At 38.7% G+C, this 18,598-nt stretch carries 13 protein-coding genes, 1 tRNA gene and 1 pseudogene; 5 read left to right on the forward strand and 10 right to left on the reverse strand.

Annotated features, from left to right (window positions below; genetic code table 11):
- Window positions 1-41: 41 nt before the first annotated feature.
- Complete coding sequence (locus P20439_RS08845) at window positions 42-1,355, reverse strand: peptidoglycan DD-metalloendopeptidase family protein (RefSeq protein WP_008110453.1); 1,314 nt, start codon at window positions 1,353-1,355, stop codon at window positions 42-44.
- A 491-nt stretch (window positions 1,356-1,846) separates the two neighbouring features.
- On the opposite strand from P20439_RS08845, the gene tyrS reads away from it, so the two are divergent.
- Window positions 1,847-3,046: a tyrosine--tRNA ligase gene (tyrS, locus tag P20439_RS08850; RefSeq protein WP_008466274.1), complete on the forward strand. Its 1,200-nt coding sequence runs from the start codon at window positions 1,847-1,849 to the stop codon at window positions 3,044-3,046.
- Between the two features lie 49 nt (window positions 3,047-3,095).
- Here tyrS and P20439_RS08855 read toward each other — a convergent pair whose 3' ends face one another.
- From P20439_RS08855 to folE2, 4 genes are all read right to left on the reverse strand, one after another.
- On the reverse strand, window positions 3,096-4,049 hold the full coding sequence (locus P20439_RS08855; protein ID WP_008466276.1) for a cobalamin biosynthesis protein: 954 nt from the start codon (window positions 4,047-4,049) through the stop codon (window positions 3,096-3,098).
- Window positions 4,050-4,757: a 5'-methylthioadenosine/S-adenosylhomocysteine nucleosidase gene (mtnN, locus tag P20439_RS08860; protein ID WP_008110448.1), complete on the reverse strand. Its 708-nt coding sequence runs from the start codon at window positions 4,755-4,757 to the stop codon at window positions 4,050-4,052.
- A gap of 113 nt (window positions 4,758-4,870) precedes the next feature.
- Window positions 4,871-5,467 carry a DUF2726 domain-containing protein gene (locus tag P20439_RS08865; protein WP_008110447.1) on the reverse strand — a complete coding sequence of 199 codons (597 nt, stop codon included), beginning with the start codon at window positions 5,465-5,467 and terminating at the stop codon, window positions 4,871-4,873.
- 93 nt (window positions 5,468-5,560) lie between these two features.
- Window positions 5,561-6,484, reverse strand: coding sequence for a GTP cyclohydrolase FolE2 (gene folE2, locus P20439_RS08870; RefSeq protein WP_008110446.1), 924 nt, complete (start codon window positions 6,482-6,484; stop codon window positions 5,561-5,563).
- Window positions 6,485-6,696: 212 nt separating this feature from the next.
- Between folE2 and arcB the strand changes: the two genes are divergently transcribed.
- On the forward strand, window positions 6,697-9,015 hold the full coding sequence (gene arcB, locus P20439_RS08875) for an aerobic respiration two-component sensor histidine kinase ArcB (protein ID WP_008110445.1): 2,319 nt from the start codon (window positions 6,697-6,699) through the stop codon (window positions 9,013-9,015).
- Between the two features lie 7 nt (window positions 9,016-9,022).
- Here arcB and arcA read toward each other — a convergent pair whose 3' ends face one another.
- From arcA to trmB, 4 genes and pseudogenes are all read right to left on the reverse strand, one after another.
- The gene (arcA, locus tag P20439_RS08880; RefSeq protein ID WP_008110444.1) at window positions 9,023-9,739 is read right to left on the reverse strand and encodes a two-component system response regulator ArcA; all 717 of its coding nucleotides are present in this window, start codon (window positions 9,737-9,739) and stop codon (window positions 9,023-9,025) included.
- Window positions 9,740-10,198: 459 nt separating this feature from the next.
- Window positions 10,199-11,803, reverse strand: coding sequence for an ATP-binding protein (locus P20439_RS08885; RefSeq protein ID WP_008110443.1), 1,605 nt, complete (start codon window positions 11,801-11,803; stop codon window positions 10,199-10,201).
- 184 nt (window positions 11,804-11,987) lie between these two features.
- A pseudogene (locus P20439_RS08890) lies at window positions 11,988-13,014 on the reverse strand (methyltransferase).
- A 36-nt stretch (window positions 13,015-13,050) separates the two neighbouring features.
- Window positions 13,051-13,776 carry a tRNA (guanosine(46)-N7)-methyltransferase TrmB gene (trmB, locus tag P20439_RS08895; RefSeq protein ID WP_036933398.1) on the reverse strand — a complete coding sequence of 242 codons (726 nt, stop codon included), beginning with the start codon at window positions 13,774-13,776 and terminating at the stop codon, window positions 13,051-13,053.
- Between the two features lie 150 nt (window positions 13,777-13,926).
- Here trmB and mutY point away from each other — a divergent pair, with 150 nt between their 5' ends.
- Together mutY and P20439_RS08905 are read left to right on the forward strand one after the other, a co-directional pair.
- Window positions 13,927-14,988 (forward strand): A/G-specific adenine glycosylase, encoded by a 1,062-nt coding sequence (gene mutY / locus P20439_RS08900; RefSeq protein ID WP_008110440.1) that lies wholly within the window; start codon window positions 13,927-13,929, stop codon window positions 14,986-14,988.
- A gap of 32 nt (window positions 14,989-15,020) precedes the next feature.
- On the forward strand, window positions 15,021-15,293 hold the full coding sequence (locus P20439_RS08905) for an oxidative damage protection protein (RefSeq protein ID WP_008110439.1): 273 nt from the start codon (window positions 15,021-15,023) through the stop codon (window positions 15,291-15,293).
- Between the two features lie 90 nt (window positions 15,294-15,383).
- Here the strand turns inward: P20439_RS08905 and P20439_RS08910 are convergent, their stop codons facing one another.
- Window positions 15,384-18,167 carry an ATP-binding protein gene (locus P20439_RS08910; RefSeq protein WP_008466284.1) on the reverse strand — a complete coding sequence of 928 codons (2,784 nt, stop codon included), beginning with the start codon at window positions 18,165-18,167 and terminating at the stop codon, window positions 15,384-15,386.
- Window positions 18,168-18,474: 307 nt separating this feature from the next.
- Between P20439_RS08910 and P20439_RS08915 the strand changes: the two genes are divergently transcribed.
- A tRNA-Phe gene (locus P20439_RS08915) sits at window positions 18,475-18,550 on the forward strand.
- The last annotated feature ends 48 nt before the right edge of the window (window positions 18,551-18,598 follow it).

The following is an 18,598-nucleotide window of genomic DNA, read 5'->3' on the forward strand; positions in this document are numbered from 1 at the left end:
TTACCCCTGCAAAGGTCTTTTTTATTTAACCATTAAGATCTTTATTTAAGTGCCAATTGAAGTTCACGATTACGCTCAAGTTGCGCAATAAAGTTATCAGCAATAGGCTTAAACTTAGCAAGCTCTGAGCGTGGTAATGGCTCAGATTTAGGTAATTTCACGGTTTTAGGGTTACGGTGAACACCGTTAACCAAAAACTCATAATGTAAATGCGCTCCAGTTACTCGACCTGTTGAGCCTACAGTACCAATTTTCTCGCCTTGTTTGATTTTTTGCCCTGTTCTAACCAGACGCTTGTTAAGGTGTAAGTACTTAGTAACGTACTGCGTACCGTGGCTAATAAATACGTAATTACCATTGTATTTACTGTAGCCCGCTTTGATCACCTTACCATTACCCGATGACACAACCGGGGTGCCTGTACGCGCGGCGTAGTCAATACCTCGGTGTGCTTTTACTTGTCCTGTAACAGGGTGTAAGCGGCGAGGATTAAAGCTTGAGCTGATATATTTAAAGTTTACCGGTGCACGTAAGAAGGCTTTTTTCATACTGCGACCTTCAGGGGTATAAAAATTACCGTCTGTGTGTCGAATTGCTGTGTAACGTTCACCTTGGTTTATAAATTCAGCGGCAATGATCTTACCAGTGCCAATAAATTCACCGTCAACAAAATGAGACTCATAAATTAAGCCAAATTCATCACCTTTACGGATGTCATTTGCAAAATCCACGTCCCAACCAAATATATCGGCAAAGTTCATTATTTGGCGTTCACTTAAACCTGCTGCGATCGCCGATGTCCAAAAGCTACTAGAAATTTCACCACGTGCGGTTTTGCTCAGTGTTTCTATTTCTTTGCTGTCAATTGAAGTGTCGTATTGGCCTTCGTCATTTAGGGTGACAAATAAGGTATCTGTTTTAGAAATAACATAACGTAATTGAGCTAACGAGCCATCTTCTGCAGTTGCAAAGCTTAGTGTTTCACCTGGGTGAATTTTGGTTAGCTTACGTGTTTCAGCATTGGTATTAACAAGTTTATAAAGCGTTTGCGCAGAAAAACCAGCGCGCTTAAAAATGATCGCTAAATTGTCACCATTTTTAACAAGGTGATCGACAAAATCGTACTCTGGAAGTTTTTGCGCTGCTTGCTCTGAATTTAAGTCGGTGAGTTTTTCGTTTTCACCTACTTTTATTTGTAATTCGTAGCGCTTACCAATCTCTAGCGTGTTCTCGCTATTGTCTTTGGATGCAGTGGCTTTTTCAGAAGGTAAAAAAGCTAAGGCAACAATAGCAGAAACCAAACCTAGAATGAGCATTTTGTGTTTTTTGGGGAGCGTGTTAACCACGTGGACCATAACGTGCCTTTTTCTGCTGTCAAGATAATAAATAGATTATATTGCAGGATATAACGAATAATCTGTGAATACTAGTATTTTGTAGATTTAAACTCGCGTTAAATTAAGCTAAAATCATAGGGTATTCAGGCTGTTTGTGTTTAAAGTTGAACTTTCGGACTATTTTATATTCTTGGATACTTTGCTTTTTCATCGTAATGTTAAATTAGCTTTTAAAACGATTTAATAGCGAGAAGTGATTAATTTATAAACTGTTTTTTGGGTTTTTATAAATACCTTTAGCGTATTATTAATCGCTCTTTTATATCCCTTTTTAGAACGTACACCCTGCATTTTAGTCGGTGCTGCGATTAGTTAAAAAAGTTGTTCTAATTAAGTGGAAATTTGTTATGTTAGCTAAATAGTTTTATTTGCTTTGTTAAAACGCGCTAGCAATAAATCGTGAGCATATTACACCCCTTCGTTGTCAGAATTTTTTGGAGTAACACACAGTGGATTTACAAACCGCTCTAGCAGAGATAAAACGCGGTGCAGAAGAGATATTAATTGAAGATGAGTTGGTTGAAAAATTAAAGTCGGGGAAAAAGCTAAAAATTAAAGCTGGTTTCGATCCTACGGCTCCAGATTTGCATCTAGGTCACACTGTACTAATTAACAAAATGAAAACCTTTCAAGATTTAGGTCATGAGGTTATTTTCTTAATTGGTGACTTTACCGGTATGATTGGCGATCCAACGGGCAAAAATGTAACCCGTAAGCCACTGACTCGTGATGATGTGCTTGCTAATGCCGAAACCTATAAAGAGCAGGTTTTCAAAATTTTAGACCCAGCTAAAACAACCGTTGCTTTCAACTCTACGTGGATGGAAACATTGGGCGCGGCGGGAATGATAAAATTAGCCGCTCGCCAAACTGTGGCGCGTATGCTTGAGCGTGATGATTTTAAAAAGCGTTATGCTGGCGGCCAATCTATCGCAATCCATGAGTTCTTATATCCACTTGTGCAGGGCTGGGATTCAGTCGCACTTGAGTCTGATGTTGAACTAGGTGGTACTGATCAGCGCTTTAACCTACTAATGGGTCGTGAGCTGCAAAAAGATGAAGGTCAAAAACCACAAACCGTACTAATGATGCCTTTACTTGAAGGGACTGATGGCGTTCAGAAAATGTCAAAGTCACTAGGAAACTACATAGGTATTACTGATACGCCTAGCGACATGTTTGGTAAAATCATGTCAATTAGTGATGTATTAATGTGGCGTTACTATGATTTGCTAAGCGGTTTGTCTATTGAGCAAATTGCAGCGCAAAAACAGCGTGTAGAGCAAGGCACTAACCCGCGCGATATTAAGATTGAATTAGCGAAAGAGTTAATTGCACGTTTCCATAGTGAAGCAGACGCACAGGCTGCTCATGATGACTTTATTCAGCGCTTTCAGAAAAAAGCACTACCTGATGAAATTCCAGAGCTGACAGTAAATATTGATGAAGGCACGATTTTAATTGCTAACTTGCTAAAAGAAGCGAGATTAGTAGCGAGCACTTCAGAAGCTATGCGTATGATCAAGCAAGGTGCTGTAAAGCTTAACGGCGAAGAAAAAATTACCGATACCAAATTGGAAGTAGCAAAAGGAACAACCGCTATTTACCAAGTAGGTAAACGTAAGTTTGCAAATATTACCGTAGCTTAAAACTTTATAAAGTATAAAAACCAGCTTCGGCTGGTTTTTTTATGACTGATTAAACAGTTAGAACGGCCCTTATAATTTCAACGCTAACAATAACGAGTAGCCAAAAAAATCGGGCTTGATTTAGGGTGTTCAGTAGCTTTGGCATATCATCGGCACTTGGCAGGCGCTCAGCACCGACCCGCATTTTATTGAAACGCTGCTTACTATAAATAGCAGGCCCACCAAGTTGCACTCCTAAAGATGCAGAGCACACACTAAGTAACCAGCCAGTATTGGTTTGATAAAAATGACGGCCATAATGCTTAATATAGTGCATGCTTTTTTTACTGGCTTTAAGTGACGCTATTGTCAGCGCGAGTAACCGCATGGGAATGTATTCAACAATAAAAAGAACGAGTTTAAGTGGCGTCAAAAAAGAGCTGTCGGGGGCTATATCAGTGCGCCATGCTTGTTGGATTAAGGTAAGTAAACGGTAGGCGAGAGCGGCAATGGGGCCCAATAGTAAAAAAATAAAAATAACTACAAAATAATGGCGTGCTGTTCTCAGTATGACACTTTCCATGACCGCTTTAATAACCCCAGGGTTTGAAAGTGCGTTAACTTCACGGGCTACTAGTGGTTTTAATAATTCTCGCGCAGTCGATTTTTGATTCTTTTTGGTTAATTTCGCAATGCGGATCGCTTTTTTATTCAGGCTAGTGCTTTCTAAGCATAAATATAAAATAAGACCGGATAGCAGTTCAGGGTAAAAGGCAAACTGCAGCAGTAAAACCACAATAATCATAATAACAGCTAAAACAAGGGTGCTTGCCAGTGAAGCGGCTAAATAATGATATTGTTTGCTGTCTGTTTTTTTATAAATACGCTGACCAATCGCGTTAAAAATGGCAGAAAGTATATGATTAGGGTGATACCAGCTAACTAAAGGTAAAAAGCGCTCAGCTAGGAGCGCACAAATAAATACAATAAAGTCCAAATGATTTTGAACAATATTATTGAGCATTTACAGCGTAACCGCCGTTAACTTTTCTAGTAATGCCACCACCATTTTTGATGAATTAATAGAGGCTGTTTCTAAGTACTCTTCAAATGACTGTGGTGACTCTTTGCCAGCAATATCAGACATTGAGCGAATAACAACAAATGGTGTGTTAAGTGCAAAACACGTTTGTGCAATTGATGCACCTTCCATTTCTACTGCCAGCATTGTAGGGAAGTCACTGCGTGCTTTTTCAATGCGAACAGGGTCACACATAAATGAGTCACCAGTACAAATTAAACCAACAAGCGTTTTTACTTCGCTGATTTGTGCAATTGTTTGCTCGGCGGCTTCTACTAGCTTAGGGTGCGCTGCAAAACCTGCTGGCATTTGTGGTACTTGACCAATTTCGTAACCAAACGCTGTTACATCTACATCGTGATGACGAACTTCTGATGAAATCACCACATCACCAACGTTAAGTGAAGGGTCGAAACCACCGGCAGAGCCTGTGTTAATAACACAATCAGGCTTGAAGTTATCGATAAGTAAAGTGGTTGCAATAGTTGAAGCAACTTTACCAATGCCTGATTGCACTAAAGTAACGGTATTGCCCGCAAGCTCACCAGTATAAAACGTAAAGCCTGCTTTGGTTAAAATCTGTGGATTTTGCATCGCCTCGCGCAAAATTTTAACTTCTGGCTCCATTGCGCCAATAATACCAACATTCATAGTGTTAAATTCCTAAGTTTGAATAGCCTGATTATACGTGAAGTCAGCTATAAAAAACAAAAAAGCGAGCCATTTAAAATGCTCGCTTTAATAGATTGCTTGTAATTCGATAGTTATATTTCAGCAAGGGCAGTGGAATGTGCTTTTGCTTGAGAAGGTGATAATACTGCTGGCTTATGTACTCTTGCGCGAGTCGGGCGTGCAGGTTGTGATTTAGCTGGCTTACCTAATTTAAACATAATAGCATCGCGAACTTCACTTGGGCGGTAACCTGACTTCACTTTCATACGAATATGCGGAATGCCAGCTGCTTCTAATGCACCATTAACAAACCAATCACGTTGTGCTTTGTGGCCATCTTTGTTGGCGTTGTTGACTAAGTCAACCGCGGCCACTATGGTCATTTTTTCTTTGTCTACTAGCACAAAATCGAGCTGTTTATTTTTTGCTTTAGCCATTGCCGCACGTTTAGATTTAACAGACAGACCTTGTTTACAGTCAATCACATCGATTAGTTTAACGCGACTAACAATTTTATATTGGTCGCCAACAGCACGCTCTAATAAGCCCAGAAACGCCCCTTCTACTTGGGTAAATACACTTTGTTTACGAGTAAAAGGATAAGGGTTTCCGCCATCATCATTAAATTTTGACGCAACCACTGATGCCCCAACAACTAGCACTAATATTAATAATAAAGCGAATTCCATACGGTAACTCCATAACAACAAATTGACACTGCTTTTCTAAAGCAAGTTATGTGCCCAAATAGTTGTTATGGCTATTTTAGTTACCGTTGTTATTTAAAGTGCTGTGTATCCGCCCTCGATACCTTTTACTGCAATCGCAACTGCATCATGGGCATGCAAAGACTCATAGTGATTAATTTGTAAAAAGTAGTCGCTATACTGTTTTGCTTCTAAGGTGGTTTTAATCTTTCGTGCTGCATCTTCACAAAACATCAGGTTTTGACCATTTAAGCGAGCAAACTCTTGTTCATCTTCACGCTTTACCGCGGCTTGTACTGGTGTTTTAAGCTCATCTTCTAGTAGATTGATTAAGTTAACCACATCAAACTGTTCAATATTATTCGCTAGTTTAACTTTAACATTGGCAATAGAGCGCTGTGAATGCGGGGTCGCGACAATCCCTTGAGTTGTTCCAAGCCACTCTAAAACCTCAGATTGAGTTAGTGTTTCTTGAGCAAACTTTTCGCTAAACGCATTTTGGATCAGTTGGCGAGCAAGGGCTGCAGAGCAGGGACAGGTTGATGAGTAAGTAACATCAACACTGAGTTCAAAACTAATGACACCTTGATTTATGGTACTAGTAAGTACAATAGGGTAGCTTTTCCAGCCCGCTTTACCGCTGAGCAATGATTTACGGCGCAGTGGTAATTCAAACTTAAATTCGATTTGTGCTTTATCGCTCAAGCCTTCATGGCTGGTGATAAAGGTATCTAATGCTTGTGCTAAGGTGTGTGGGTTGACCTGTTGCTCAGTTGAGAGGTGATCAAGTGCTAAAAACAGACGCGACATGTGGATGCCTTTAGCATCCTCTTGGTGTAAGTTAACAAAAGCGCGTGCTTTTGCATTAACGGTAACTGGAGCTAAATCAAGAGATTCAAAAATAAAAGGCAGCTCTATATCGGCCATACCTACCCAGTCTAATTTACCTGTTTGTAATGCGGCAGCCGTGTTAGCAATATCTGGCATAGTCGTTTGCATGATACGTTACTCGTTATTTGCAATATTTAAGACGCCGCATATTACACTAAATAAAGAGTTGCTGAAATGCAGCAAATAACAGCAAACATGAAATTTTATTGTTTTTGTCGCACAACATGAAAATAGCTGATAGAAAATGCTAAAATTAGCCTTTAATCATACTTACTTATAAAAACTAAGCATTTAGCTTTAGCTAAGAGAAAAACTGATATATGACTGATTCTTCTTTGAACCCGTGGGTTCGAGTTCTTTCCAGTTCAATAACTCGTTTTGGTGAGTTTAAAACTGCAGCTATTTGCTATGCATTATTACTGACGGTATCGCTGGTTTTATCGAGTATGTTTTACTATGTTGCCATAGGGGAAGTGAACTTAGTTGATATACTCGCTGTGGTATTTTTTACCTCAGTTGTTTCTCCTTTGGTGATTAGCGTACTGCTTAACTCTATTCGGCAACTTGATGCCTCTTATGCCTATTTAGATAGTGCCACAAAACAAGAAAAGCTTTTAAATCAAACCCTCAAAGACAATATTAATCGTTTAAACATTGAAATTGACGAACGTAAAATGGCCTTTCACGCCAAGCATAGAGCAATAGAAGAGCTCAGACGTGAAATTGCAGAGCGTAAAAAAACGCAACAAGAGCTCGCCCAACAAGGCATGTTACTGCGCTCAATTGTCGACTCCTCGCCAGATTTATTTTATTACCGCGATAACAACGGGGTATTTGCTGGTTGTAATAAAATGTTTGAAGAGGTGATGGGCAAAACCAGTGGCGAATTAATTGGTAAAGCCGCAGAAGAAATATTTCCAAGTCACTTTTTATCTGAAGTACTCAGAACCGATGAGCAAGTTGAACGGACTCATCAAGGTTTAACTATTGATGTAGAGTATTCTGTAAATGGTGAGATAAGATGGTTTGAACTCAGAAAACTTCCCTTTATCAATGAGCAGGGCGATTACATAGGTTTACTCGCTTTTGGTCGTGATATTACCAGTCGTAAAGAAGCCGCGCAGGCACTGGAGACTGCTTATAAAGACAAAGGGAAATTTATTGCCACATTAAGCCATGAGCTGCGTACTCCGCTCAATGGTATCGTCGGTTTAACCAGAATGCTATTGGATACTGAGCTTAATAAACAGCAGCGTAGTTGGTGTAATACGGTATTTTCAAGCGCCGAAACGCTGGGTAACATATTTAACGATATTATAGATTTAGATAAAATTGACCGTGAGCAGTTAGATATTGCCGCTAACGAAATTAATGTGTCTGACTTTATCAATGATGTGGTTAACTTTGCAGGCCTTATTGCTGAGCAAAAAGAGCTTTCCTTTGAAGTGAAGCGTTCGGGCATGCTTGATATATACGCCTTACTTGACCCCACACGTTTACGCCAAGTGGTGTGGAACTTAATTAATAATGCGGTTAAATTTACCCAACAGGGCAGTGTCACCTTAGATTGCGGTAGAGAAAACCGCGAAGATGGCCCATGGCTTATTATAAAAATACTTGATACCGGTGAAGGGATCCCGCAAGAACAACTTACCCGTATTTTTGATATGTATTATAAAGCGCCTGATCTTAAAGGGACTAATGCAATTGGATCGGGTATTGGCTTAGCTGTAACAAAAGCGTTAGTAAGTGCTATGAAAGGCATTATAACTGTTAATAGCACCCCCGGAGAAGGGAGCTGCTTTACCGTACAAATTCCGCTGAATTTATGTAGTGCACCTACCGAGCATAGTTATGTGGGACGTAGCTTATATATTTTATTAGTGGAAGATGTACCACTTAATGCTGAAATCGCAACTAACCTATTAGAACAGCGTGGGCATGAAGTGCTGTGGGCTGAAACGGGTGAAGATGCTTTATCGTTTGTAGAGACCGAAGATGATCTTGATTTAGTATTGCTTGATATGCAGCTTCCAGATATTAATGGTGATGAAGTAGCAAGGCAAATACGCGCACAAAGCCATTTTGATCAGCTACCTATTGTGGCACTTACCGCCAATGTTCGCAGTGCTGAAGAAGAGCTTGAGGGAATTTCTATTCAAGGAGCGTTAGCTAAACCAATAAACACCAGTAAGTTAGATAATATGCTCGCTGAACTCTTTGGTATTAAACAAGCGCAAACCGAGGCTCCTCAACGAGTAGTTAATCAAGAGTTATTAAATCAAATAAATACTGACTTGTTAGATGTTGAAACCATTGAAGACTTTGTAAATTCGATGGGCGTTGAAGTATTTAAACGCAGCAGTCAGCTGTTTGCAAAGCTAAATCCGCAGTATCAACAAGAGCTATTAGCGTCATTAAAAGCAGCAGACAGAGAAGAATACAAATCCGTTGCGCATAAGTTAAAAGGTGCCGCAGGTTCGGTCGGTCTGAATGATGTGCAGTTGCATGCCAAGCAAATGGAGCATGGTGCGCTGGAGCAAAGTGATGAAGTATTAACAGTTTGGCTTGATGAATTAGCAGACAAAATAAATGAAGGACAACAGGCCCTTCATTTATTTTTACAACAATTAGAATAAAAACTAATTAGCTGTCGATTTTACCAATGAAGCGGTAACCTTCACCATGAATGGTGCTGATTAACTCAGACGTTGAGTTGTCGCTTTCAAAGTGTTTACGGATACGACGAATAGTAACATCAACTGTACGGTCGTTAGCGCGAAGCTCACGGCCAGTCATGTGCTTAATTAGCTGCTCACGACTAAATATACGACCTGGAGAGTCAAGCATTAAACGCAGTGCTCTGTATTCGCCTTTAGGTAGACGCTTTGCGTCTCCGTTTGGAGAAGTAAGGCAACGACTGTTTTCGTCAAGTTCCCAACCGTTAAAGGTGATCACGCCATTTGTTTCAATAGCTGATTCTTCACCACCTAATGCAGTACGCGTAATTAAGTTACGAGCACGAATAGTTAATTCACGCGGGTTGAAAGGCTTAGTAATATAGTCATCAGCACCAATTTCAAGACCTAAAATACGGTCTACATCGTTGTCACGGCCTGTTAAGAAAATAAGACCAACTTTGCGTTTTTGGCGTAATTCGCGAGCTAAAATAAGCCCGTTTTTACCTGGCAGGTTGATGTCCATAACTACAAGATTGACGTCATCGTTATTTGTAAGCTTATCATGCATATCATCGCCATCAATGGCTTCAATAACTTTGTAACCTTCGGCTTCAAATAAACTAACGAGGTTTAGTCTAGTTACGTCTTCATCCTCTACGATCAGAATGACTGGCGTTTGCATTTTTAATTAACCTTTTTGGAGTGTGTTTTATTTTAAAATCGGTGTGATCATCAAAACCGATTACTAGAATTATAGGATTATATCTAAATGTTAACAAGTAAAAACAAATTAGATAAAAACAGCTGCGCGCCCTAACCTACTTTGACGTATTATTAAAAACCGCGGCTTAATTGATACTTAACGTTGGATGTATAATTTGAATTATAAAGTCGAAGCCATTTCCCTTTAATAATTGATACATCCATCAACCACCTAAAGATACTTAAAATAATCAGACTAATTCAAAACGAAATTATATCACTTTACAATTTTTCATCAATGTATGTGATATGTTAAACACAATTAAGTTCATTAATTGTGTGAAAATACAGCATTAATGATACAACTGTTCAATGAGTGCTGTCTTAGTATGGTCATAAAGTCGTAATTCAAGAGCAGGCAACGGATTTATTTCACTTTTTAAAATAGCGTAATAATAAATCGTGCTCCTGATTGATACTCAGTATCTAACACAATTTCTCCAGCCAAAGCCTGGGTCACTAAGTTGTAAACTAAATGCATGCCTAATCCACTGGCTCCTTGACCGCGTTTTGAGGTAACAAAGGGGTCAAAAATTTTCGCTCTTATGTTGCTCTCTACACCTAGGCCGTTGTCGGTGTAGGTAATTTGTGTTTGTGTGTTTGTTGCCACAATATCAATCTGCACTTCGTTGTCACCGCCAGCTACAAACCCGTGAAGTAGTGAGTTTAAAATAAGCTGATGGAATACTTGCTGCAGTGGCCCTTTTTTACTTTCAACGGTTAAATCTGGGGGACAATTTATAAGAACTTTAGGGTTTTTAATTTTTAGCTCCTGCCCCATAGACAGTAGCGTATCGTTTATGAGTTGTTGTAAATTAACAGTACTGGTTATTTCATCGTCTTTGATCACCGCAACTTTTTTAAAGTTAGAAATGAGCTCTGCAACGCGGTTTAAGCTGCTATATATTAAGTCTAAGTTTTCGATACCATCGTTAGTAAATTGCTCGAATTGACTCGCTGTTAATGATTTATTATGAAAATTAACCTGTAGCTCTGCGAGTTTATCTCGCAGTAAAGTAGAGCCTGTAATACCAAGTCCAATTGGTGTATTTACCTCATGGGCAACCCCTGCCACCATTTGCCCCAATGAAGCCATTTTTTTATTTTCAACAATTTGAGTTTGGTATTGGTGCATCTTTTCAAGTGTAGATAGCAACTCTTTATTTGCTTCTCTGAGCGCGATGGTTCGTTGACTTACTTTTTCTTCAAGATTTGAGTTTAGTAGCTTAATTTCTTTTTTATCTTCTTCGTGGCGCTCTATTTGTCTTTGTGTTCGCGCCAGCATTACATTTAAGCTATTAGAAAGCCGGGTTATTTCAGTTAAGTTTGTTAAAGGCGCCCGGGCGTAGTAGTTATGATTTTTAGCTATGTTTTGCAGTAACAAGCTTAAGTTTTCTATGGGGCTGGCTATCCTTTTTTGTAGCCTTAAAATAATCAAAGAGATAAAAATAAGTATTAAAGCGATAATGGCAATATCAATTATAATTTTTTTAGTGATAAGCTTATTTAAGTTATCCAAGCTGCTCCTAATATACACATAACCCAGTAACTGGTCATTATTGAGTATTGGAGTAATGTATTCAATAAACTCATCACCTACTTGGGGTTCTATAAAGTCGTTAATACTGTCTGTTTTGATTGGTACAGGTGGCGATTTTCGGGCATTAAAACTGGTAAAAAATACTGGTTTTCTTGTTTGCTCATCTAGCGCATAAATATGTAAGTTTGTAACCGATGATACTTGTTGAAGCAGCTTCAAACGTCTTTCTTCTGCAGGCCTATTTTTATTTAGTAATGAGGGCATCGCGTCGAATGCAATGATCTCTGATACCAAGACAAGTTTGCTAATGAGCTGCTTTTTTTGCTCTTGCGCACTTAAATAGGTAGAAATTGAAAGCGATAATAACAAACAGATAGCTGTTATAAGCATGATGGTTTTAAACAATATGCTACGAATGCTATTTTGCTCTACAGTTTTGGGCATTGCGAGAAGGTCATCCGTGTCAATTGTGAATCTAATAGGTAGTAGTTTAGCAAAAACAGAAAAAAGTGAAGTAAAAAGATTAGCTTAATTACACTTTTTATTTTTAGCTAATCTACTGATGAAACATAAATATGTGGCTAATACAGCCCATATTTATGTTTTGACAGGATATTAATAACTTATTTTAGCTACTGTATACGGCAAACTTGTTGTTTTTGAACACTGTGTGGTAGCTATCAAATTGAGTTTCTAAAATAGGTGGGTATTTTAAAAAGCTATTTGCCACTATGGTCAGTTTGCCTACCTTAGTTAAATGTTGCTTTGCATGCGTTAAAAAAGATTCAGCAACGCTGTAGTCAGTTGCAATCCCGGTATGAAATGGCGGGTTGCTAATAATTAAATCAAACTTGCCAGTAATACTATTTAAGCCATCACTGAGTATGGCTTCACCGTTTACATTATTTAGCTTCAGGGTTTGCGTTGTTGCATAGGCAGCAAGTGCACTTACGTCACTACAGATAAATGTCAGTGCTGGATTTTTTTAGCCCTAAAAAAGTAGCAATAAGTCCCGCGCCACAACCAAAATCAAGTACTTTCCCGTGTTTTAAGTTAGGAGCATTCTCTAGTAGCATTTTCGTTCCAGCATCTAGCGCACCATGGTTAAACACACCAGGAATACTGACTGCTGTAAACTCAATATCGCTCACACATACCGTAAACTCTTTATGGTAAGTGCTAATATCAAACGCGCTATTAAGAGTAAGTTCGGAAAATGAATATAAAACACAGTGTTTTGCTGAGTCTATTTTATTACTAAACTCAGCCTTACCAGCGAGTTGCTTTTCAATTGACTTAACACCGCTCTTGTTTTCGCCAACGACTAGTAGCTCTGCATCTTTGCTTATCACTGCGCGTATGTTGTCTAACGCCATTAACAGCTCAGGTTTAGATTTAGGGTAATAAAGTATCACCAAATCATAATCGCCCGCATCAATAGTATGATTAACGGTTACATCAATACCTGATATGTTCTTTGCAAATTCACCATTAGCGTGGTTATAACTAAAAGCGGTTATTTTACTTTGTGGGTTGAGCGTTTTAAGCCCATTTAAAAAGCCATCTTGAACAAAGTTGACCACCAATATTGATTTACCCTTCAACTCTTCACTGTTGCGAAGTAATAGTAGGCTCGGATTGGTTAATACGCTCATAAATGGCTTTACCTTACTTGATTATTTAATTAACGGTTACTTAGTTCGTTCGAACATTAAATCCCATACGCCATGGCCTAAACGGTGACCACGCTGTTCAAATTTAGTCAATGGACGTAGCTCAGGACGAGGAACATATTCGTTAGTCTCTGATTGGTTTTTGTAACCAGGGGCTGCTTGCATCACTTCTAACATATGCTCTGCGTAGTTTTCCCAATCGGTTGCCATGTGAAATACGCCGCCGATTTTTAATTTAGAACGCAGTTTTTCAGCAAACTCAGTTTGTACTATGCGACGCTTATGATGGCGCTTTTTATGCCATGGATCTGGAAAGAATAACTGTAAAGTTGATAAGCTTTCATCGCTTATACAATCAGCAAGAACTTCTACTGCATCGTGTTCAAATACACGAAGATTAGTAACGCCAGCTTCATCAGCATCCATTAAACATGCGCCAACGCCTGGGCGATGAACTTCTATGCCAATAAAGTTAAGATGTGGTGCATTTTTTGCCATTTCAACCAGTGACTTGCCCATACCAAAACCAATTTCTAGCACTACATCATTGTTGTTGCCAAAAACTTCGCTTAAATCAAGTAGGCCGTTCTTGTGTTCAAGCCCCATTGTTGGCCAGCACTTTTCGATTGCAGCAGCTTGACCTTTGGTTAATCGGCCTTCGCGTTTTACAAAACTGCGAATAGTGCGGATGTACTTACCTTCTTGCTTAGCTTGCTCAAGGTTGTTGTTACTTGATTCACTCATATTATTGGCCTGACAAAACAATGTGTTTAAAAATGGTTGCATATTATCCCTGACCGGCGCTAGGTTGACAAGCACTAGGGCGTTATAGCTTGATCTTTTCAGTCACTCCAATAGACTGAGCCGCCATTAAGCATTAGTAAAAAAGTAAATATGTTGGATTTAAAAAAACAGCAGTCAGCTTGGTTTTCTAACCAAGTGGTTGATTGGTATCATCTTTATGGACGCAAAACGTTACCATGGCAATTAGCTAAAACGCCTTATAAAGTGTGGGTATCTGAGGTGATGTTACAGCAAACTCAGGTTGTTACTGTTATTCCTTATTTTGAAAAGTTTATGCAAAGCTTTCCCGATATTATTGCTTTAGCCAATGCTGATGAAGATCAGGTTCTGCATCATTGGACAGGTTTAGGTTATTACGCTCGTGCACGCAATTTGCATAAAACGGCTAAAATAGTTCGGGATAAGTACCAAGGCCAGTTTCCTAGCTCGCTTGAAGAAGTAATGGATTTACCCGGAATAGGGCGCTCTACTGCCGGTGCTGTTTTATCATTATCTTTGGGGCAGCATCACCCTATTCTTGATGGCAATGTTAAAAGAGTGCTTGCTCGTTTTTTTATGGTCGAAGGTTGGTATGGGGTCAAAAAGGTAGAAAATCAGCTTTGGCATTTAAGCGAACAACTCACGCCTAAAAATAATGTGACCGAGTTTAACCAAGCTATGATGGATTTGGGTGCAAGCTTGTGTTCGCGCAGTCGTTTTGATTGTGAGGCGTGCCCATTAAATAGCCGCTGTGGTGCGTTTAACGCTGGTAAAGTTAAGGAATTTCCTCACTCTAAGCCTAAAAAAGTAGTGCCTAAAAAAAGCTGCCACCAGTTAATTATTAAACATAACGACAAAGTGCTTATGGAAAAACGCCCAAACAGCGGTATTTGGGGCGGATTATTTGGATTTTTTGAATTTAATGAGTACAGCGAGCTTGAAACTTTTTTAGCACAACAAGGGCTTGAAAGTGATCTTGATGAAGTAGTACCTTTTACTCATGTATTTTCACATTTTGAGCTTACGATTAACCCACATGTACTGAATATTGAGAAAGCCCCTGATGTAGTCAACGACAAGCAGCTGGTGTGGTATCCACTCGATCAATCAATAGAAGTAGGGTTAGCGGCACCGACTAAAAAGTTGGTTAAACAAATGAGCCCAATAGGTTAAACTATTGGCATTTAGCGTTTAGGGGAACAATCATGGCACGTACAGTATTTTGTCAAAAGTTACAAAAAGAGGCCGAAGGGCTTGGTTTTCAGTTATACCCTGGTGAACTTGGTGAGAAAATTTTTAATAATATTTCTAAAGAAGCCTGGGGGCAATGGCAGCATAAGCAAACGATGCTGATCAACGAAAAGCATTTAAACATGATGGATCCAGAGCATCGTACTTTTTTAGAAGAGCAAATGGTTGGCTTTTTATTCGAAGGTAAAGAGGTTGAGATTGAAGGCTATAAGCCAGTAGAAAAATAAATTAACCTCTGTTTATGTAAAATTACTAAAAAAGGGCTATTAGCCCTTTTTTATTGTCATAATAACGCTCTCAGAAACATACGATCTTAGCTAAACAAGTTCGTCCTGTTCCTCATTATTTCTAATTTGTTCTTTTAAGAACTGTGCTGCTTTTGAGTATTCAATTTCGAGTTCATCTCTCATTTCAATTAACTCATCAGCATTTATCTCATCGCTCTTACACTTATCTTCAAATGACTGCGCTAAATCAGCAACAATGTTAGCTCCTACTGTTTTTGATATAGATTTTAATTGATGACAAGCTGCTACAACATCCGCCTGATTGCTTTGTAATACTGCAAAGTTAATCACTTTAATTTGTTCTTGGCTTTGTTCTAAATACATTTTAAAAAAGCGGATTATTTTAGCGTCATCACCATTTATATACTTATTTGCCGATTCCATATCAATAGGTATAACTGGCTTTTCAGCCGAACTAACTTTTTTCGGTTGTTTGCTGTATAAGTCACTCCATTGTTTTAATGTGTCTTCTAGTGCATTTAGCTCAATAGGTTTAGTGATAAAGTCGTTAATACCCACTGCTAAACATCGCTCTCTCTCGCCTTTTAGCGCATTGGCAGTGACAGCAATAATATAAGGTTGGGCATCGATTGATTCTAACAGTGCTGCTTCTTCTCTAATCTTTTCAACCATATCGTAGCCAGACATTTTCGGCATATGTAAATCGGTTAGAATGAGCGAATAGCTATTTTTACGCCACATCTCTATGCCTTCTTCACCGTTATTCGCCACTTCTACACTATACCCTAGTATATGTAACTGCTCGGTCAGTACTTCTTGGTTTAATAAGTTATCTTCTACCAATAACACAAGCCTATTTGCGGCGAGCGCTTCTTCTGAACTTAGGTAGTGGTTCATAGTTTTGGCTTTTTTAATTTGCTTAGGTTTATATAAGCCGGCAGCTACCAAAATTGAAAGCATAAAATTAGATTTACACAATGGGGAGGCATTAATATAAAAAATATTTTTATGATTAATTACCGCTTCATCTAATTTACTTAACACTACCATTTGCTGATTATTGTCTTCTAGCGAGTAAAGTAAACTCCTTAGCAAAGTGCTAATATTGCTCATATCATCAATACCATCAACAACCCAGATAATATCTTTAGTATCTTGGTGAGTTTCTATATCTTTTTGCTCGTAAGCATAAGTTATCTTAGCGCCCATAAATGACAAGTAGCGATAAATGACTTTGCTACGTTCAGCGTTGCTACTAACAACAATGACATGTTTGCCATTGAGTGTATTTTTGTGGGCAAATTCAGTTTTACCTGCGGTGGAAAAAGGCAGCTCGACAGTAAATTCACTACCAATACCTTCATGGCTTGTTACATTTATAGTACCAAGCATAAGCTCTGTTAAGCTTTTACATATCGAAAGACCAAGTCCCGTGCCACCAAACTCTCGCGTAATTGAGTTTTCTGCTTGAGTGAACGGGTTGAAGATTTTTCTTAGTTGAGATTGGCTCATTCCTTTACCATTATCACTTACGCAAAAAAGTAATGTAAAGTGATCGGCGGTGTTATGTGCTACTTCTACTGATATTCTTACTTTGCCCTGCGTTTTACCATTGGTGCTGGTAAACTTAATGGCATTACTACATAAATTATATAGCACTTGACGCACTCTGACGGAGTCACCTTTAAGGTTGTTGGGGATATCGGGGGCAATTGATAAATCTAAGTCTAGATGGCGATTTTTAGCAACCGATGATAAAACCTTGGCGACTTCTTCTATTGTATCTGCAACAGAAAATGGAACTGGATCTATGTTGAGCTTTCCAGCTTCAATTTTAGAGAAATCTAAAATGTCATCTAAAATACTCAGTAACGAAAATGCAGATTCACGAATAATAGTACTTAAACGTTGCTGTGCACCATCGAGCTCTGTTTGGCGTAGTAAATCTATAGTACCAATAACACCATTCATAGGTGTTCTTATTTCGTGGCTCATGGTGGCTAAAAAGGTGGTTTTAGTTTCACTGGCTTTTAACGCTTTTTGGGTTTGTTTTTCTAATTCAAAGGTTCTGCTTTGTACTTCTGTTTCAAGGCTTGTTTGAAGCTTTTTTAATTCTTTTTGTGCAGCTTGATCGTCAGCTTGAACCATGCTTACTTTTTTCAGTAATAAATTAATTTGTTGAGCCACAGTTTCTAATCCCCCTTCAAGCTGCTCATTAAGGGTGCTTTGATAATTATCATTTTGTGTAATTGCTTTGAGTTCTTGAGTGAGAGAGTCGGTGTTTTTGTGTAATCGCTTATTAATGTACTTATTAAACACTATGGCTAATACAAACAGCGCTATTAGAGCAGCAATACCGGCAAAATAGGCATTCATTTGTGAATTCTGGGGCGAAGGTAAAGTTAAAGGTTGTTTTTGCTCAATAATAAGTTCAGCAATGATCTGCCCATCCACTGAAATAATATGATGCAGTATGCCTTGTTGTTTAATGTGTTTATTAATGGCTAAAGGTGCAATTGAATTGTTGTTATTACTATAAACTAGCTCGGCTTGATTGTTGGCATTAAAACGGTGCAGAGTATATTTAAAATCATTATTGAGTAAGCTTGCAATATTAAAAAGTGATTTGACTTTGTCTTGTCCGTATATTGTCAGTGCTTCTACAATGGGCCGTTCAAGACTTTCAGCAAGTTTTGTGACCGCGATGGTGGAGGCTGAGGAAAGTTCATTGTTCTTAGCATTGCCTTGTGAGTAAAACGAATAGGCGACTATAGATAACGTGGTTATTATAAGGTTACTAACTAGAAATAAAGGTAGTAGGCCTTTTATTGCTGAAGAGAACTTACTCTGCATGAGTTTTCCTATCGTGGTATTATTAAAACGGTAAGCCTGTACCGAAAGTTATGGACTAATCGTAACACCTAAAAAAAATAATTCACTACGTTTTTTAAACTCTTTTGTTGAATAAATGCACGGTGTTAACGAAAATGCTGGTTAGTTGTTTGAAAACCGTTCAAACGGTTATAAAGAATAAAAAAAAAGTTGACTTGTAAGGGCAAAACTCGTTTAATACGCCGCACGCCCAGATAGCCAAGTCAGTAGAGTTTGGTGGGAATTGCATTAAAAATCTGTTTAGGTTTTTAATAAGCACTGTATAAGTGCCTCGATAGCTCAGTTGGTAGAGCAGAGGATTGAAAATCCTCGTGTCCCTGGTTCGATTCCGGGTCGAGGCACCATTTATTAAAGTAATGGTGTTTAAGTGAAGTAATTAAACATTTTTACGC

Source organism: Pseudoalteromonas sp. BSi20439 (assembly GCF_000241165.1).
GTDB lineage: Bacteria > Pseudomonadota > Gammaproteobacteria > Enterobacterales > Alteromonadaceae > Pseudoalteromonas.

Excerpts from the sequence above, each read along its gene's own strand:
- P20439_RS08845 (WP_008110453.1), bottom strand. The coding sequence starts at position 1,355 with ATGGTCCACGTGGTTAACACGCTCCCCAAAAAACACAAAATGCTCATT.
- P20439_RS08855 (WP_008466276.1), bottom strand. The coding sequence starts at position 4,049 with ATGCTCAATAATATTGTTCAAAATCATTTGGACTTTATTGTATTTATT.
- mtnN (WP_008110448.1), bottom strand. The coding sequence starts at position 4,757 with ATGAATGTTGGTATTATTGGCGCAATGGAGCCAGAAGTTAAAATTTTG.
- P20439_RS08865 (WP_008110447.1), bottom strand. The coding sequence starts at position 5,467 with ATGGAATTCGCTTTATTATTAATATTAGTGCTAGTTGTTGGGGCATCA.
- folE2 (WP_008110446.1), bottom strand. The coding sequence starts at position 6,484 with ATGCAAACGACTATGCCAGATATTGCTAACACGGCTGCCGCATTACAA.
- arcB (WP_008110445.1), top strand. The coding sequence starts at position 6,697 with ATGACTGATTCTTCTTTGAACCCGTGGGTTCGAGTTCTTTCCAGTTCA.
- arcA (WP_008110444.1), bottom strand. The coding sequence starts at position 9,739 with ATGCAAACGCCAGTCATTCTGATCGTAGAGGATGAAGACGTAACTAGA.
- P20439_RS08885 (WP_008110443.1), bottom strand. The coding sequence starts at position 11,803 with ATGCCCAAAACTGTAGAGCAAAATAGCATTCGTAGCATATTGTTTAAA.
- trmB (WP_036933398.1), bottom strand. The coding sequence starts at position 13,776 with ATGAGTGAATCAAGTAACAACAACCTTGAGCAAGCTAAGCAAGAAGGT.
- mutY (WP_008110440.1), top strand. The coding sequence starts at position 13,927 with ATGTTGGATTTAAAAAAACAGCAGTCAGCTTGGTTTTCTAACCAAGTG.
- P20439_RS08905 (WP_008110439.1), top strand. The coding sequence starts at position 15,021 with ATGGCACGTACAGTATTTTGTCAAAAGTTACAAAAAGAGGCCGAAGGG.
- P20439_RS08910 (WP_008466284.1), bottom strand. The coding sequence starts at position 18,167 with ATGCAGAGTAAGTTCTCTTCAGCAATAAAAGGCCTACTACCTTTATTT.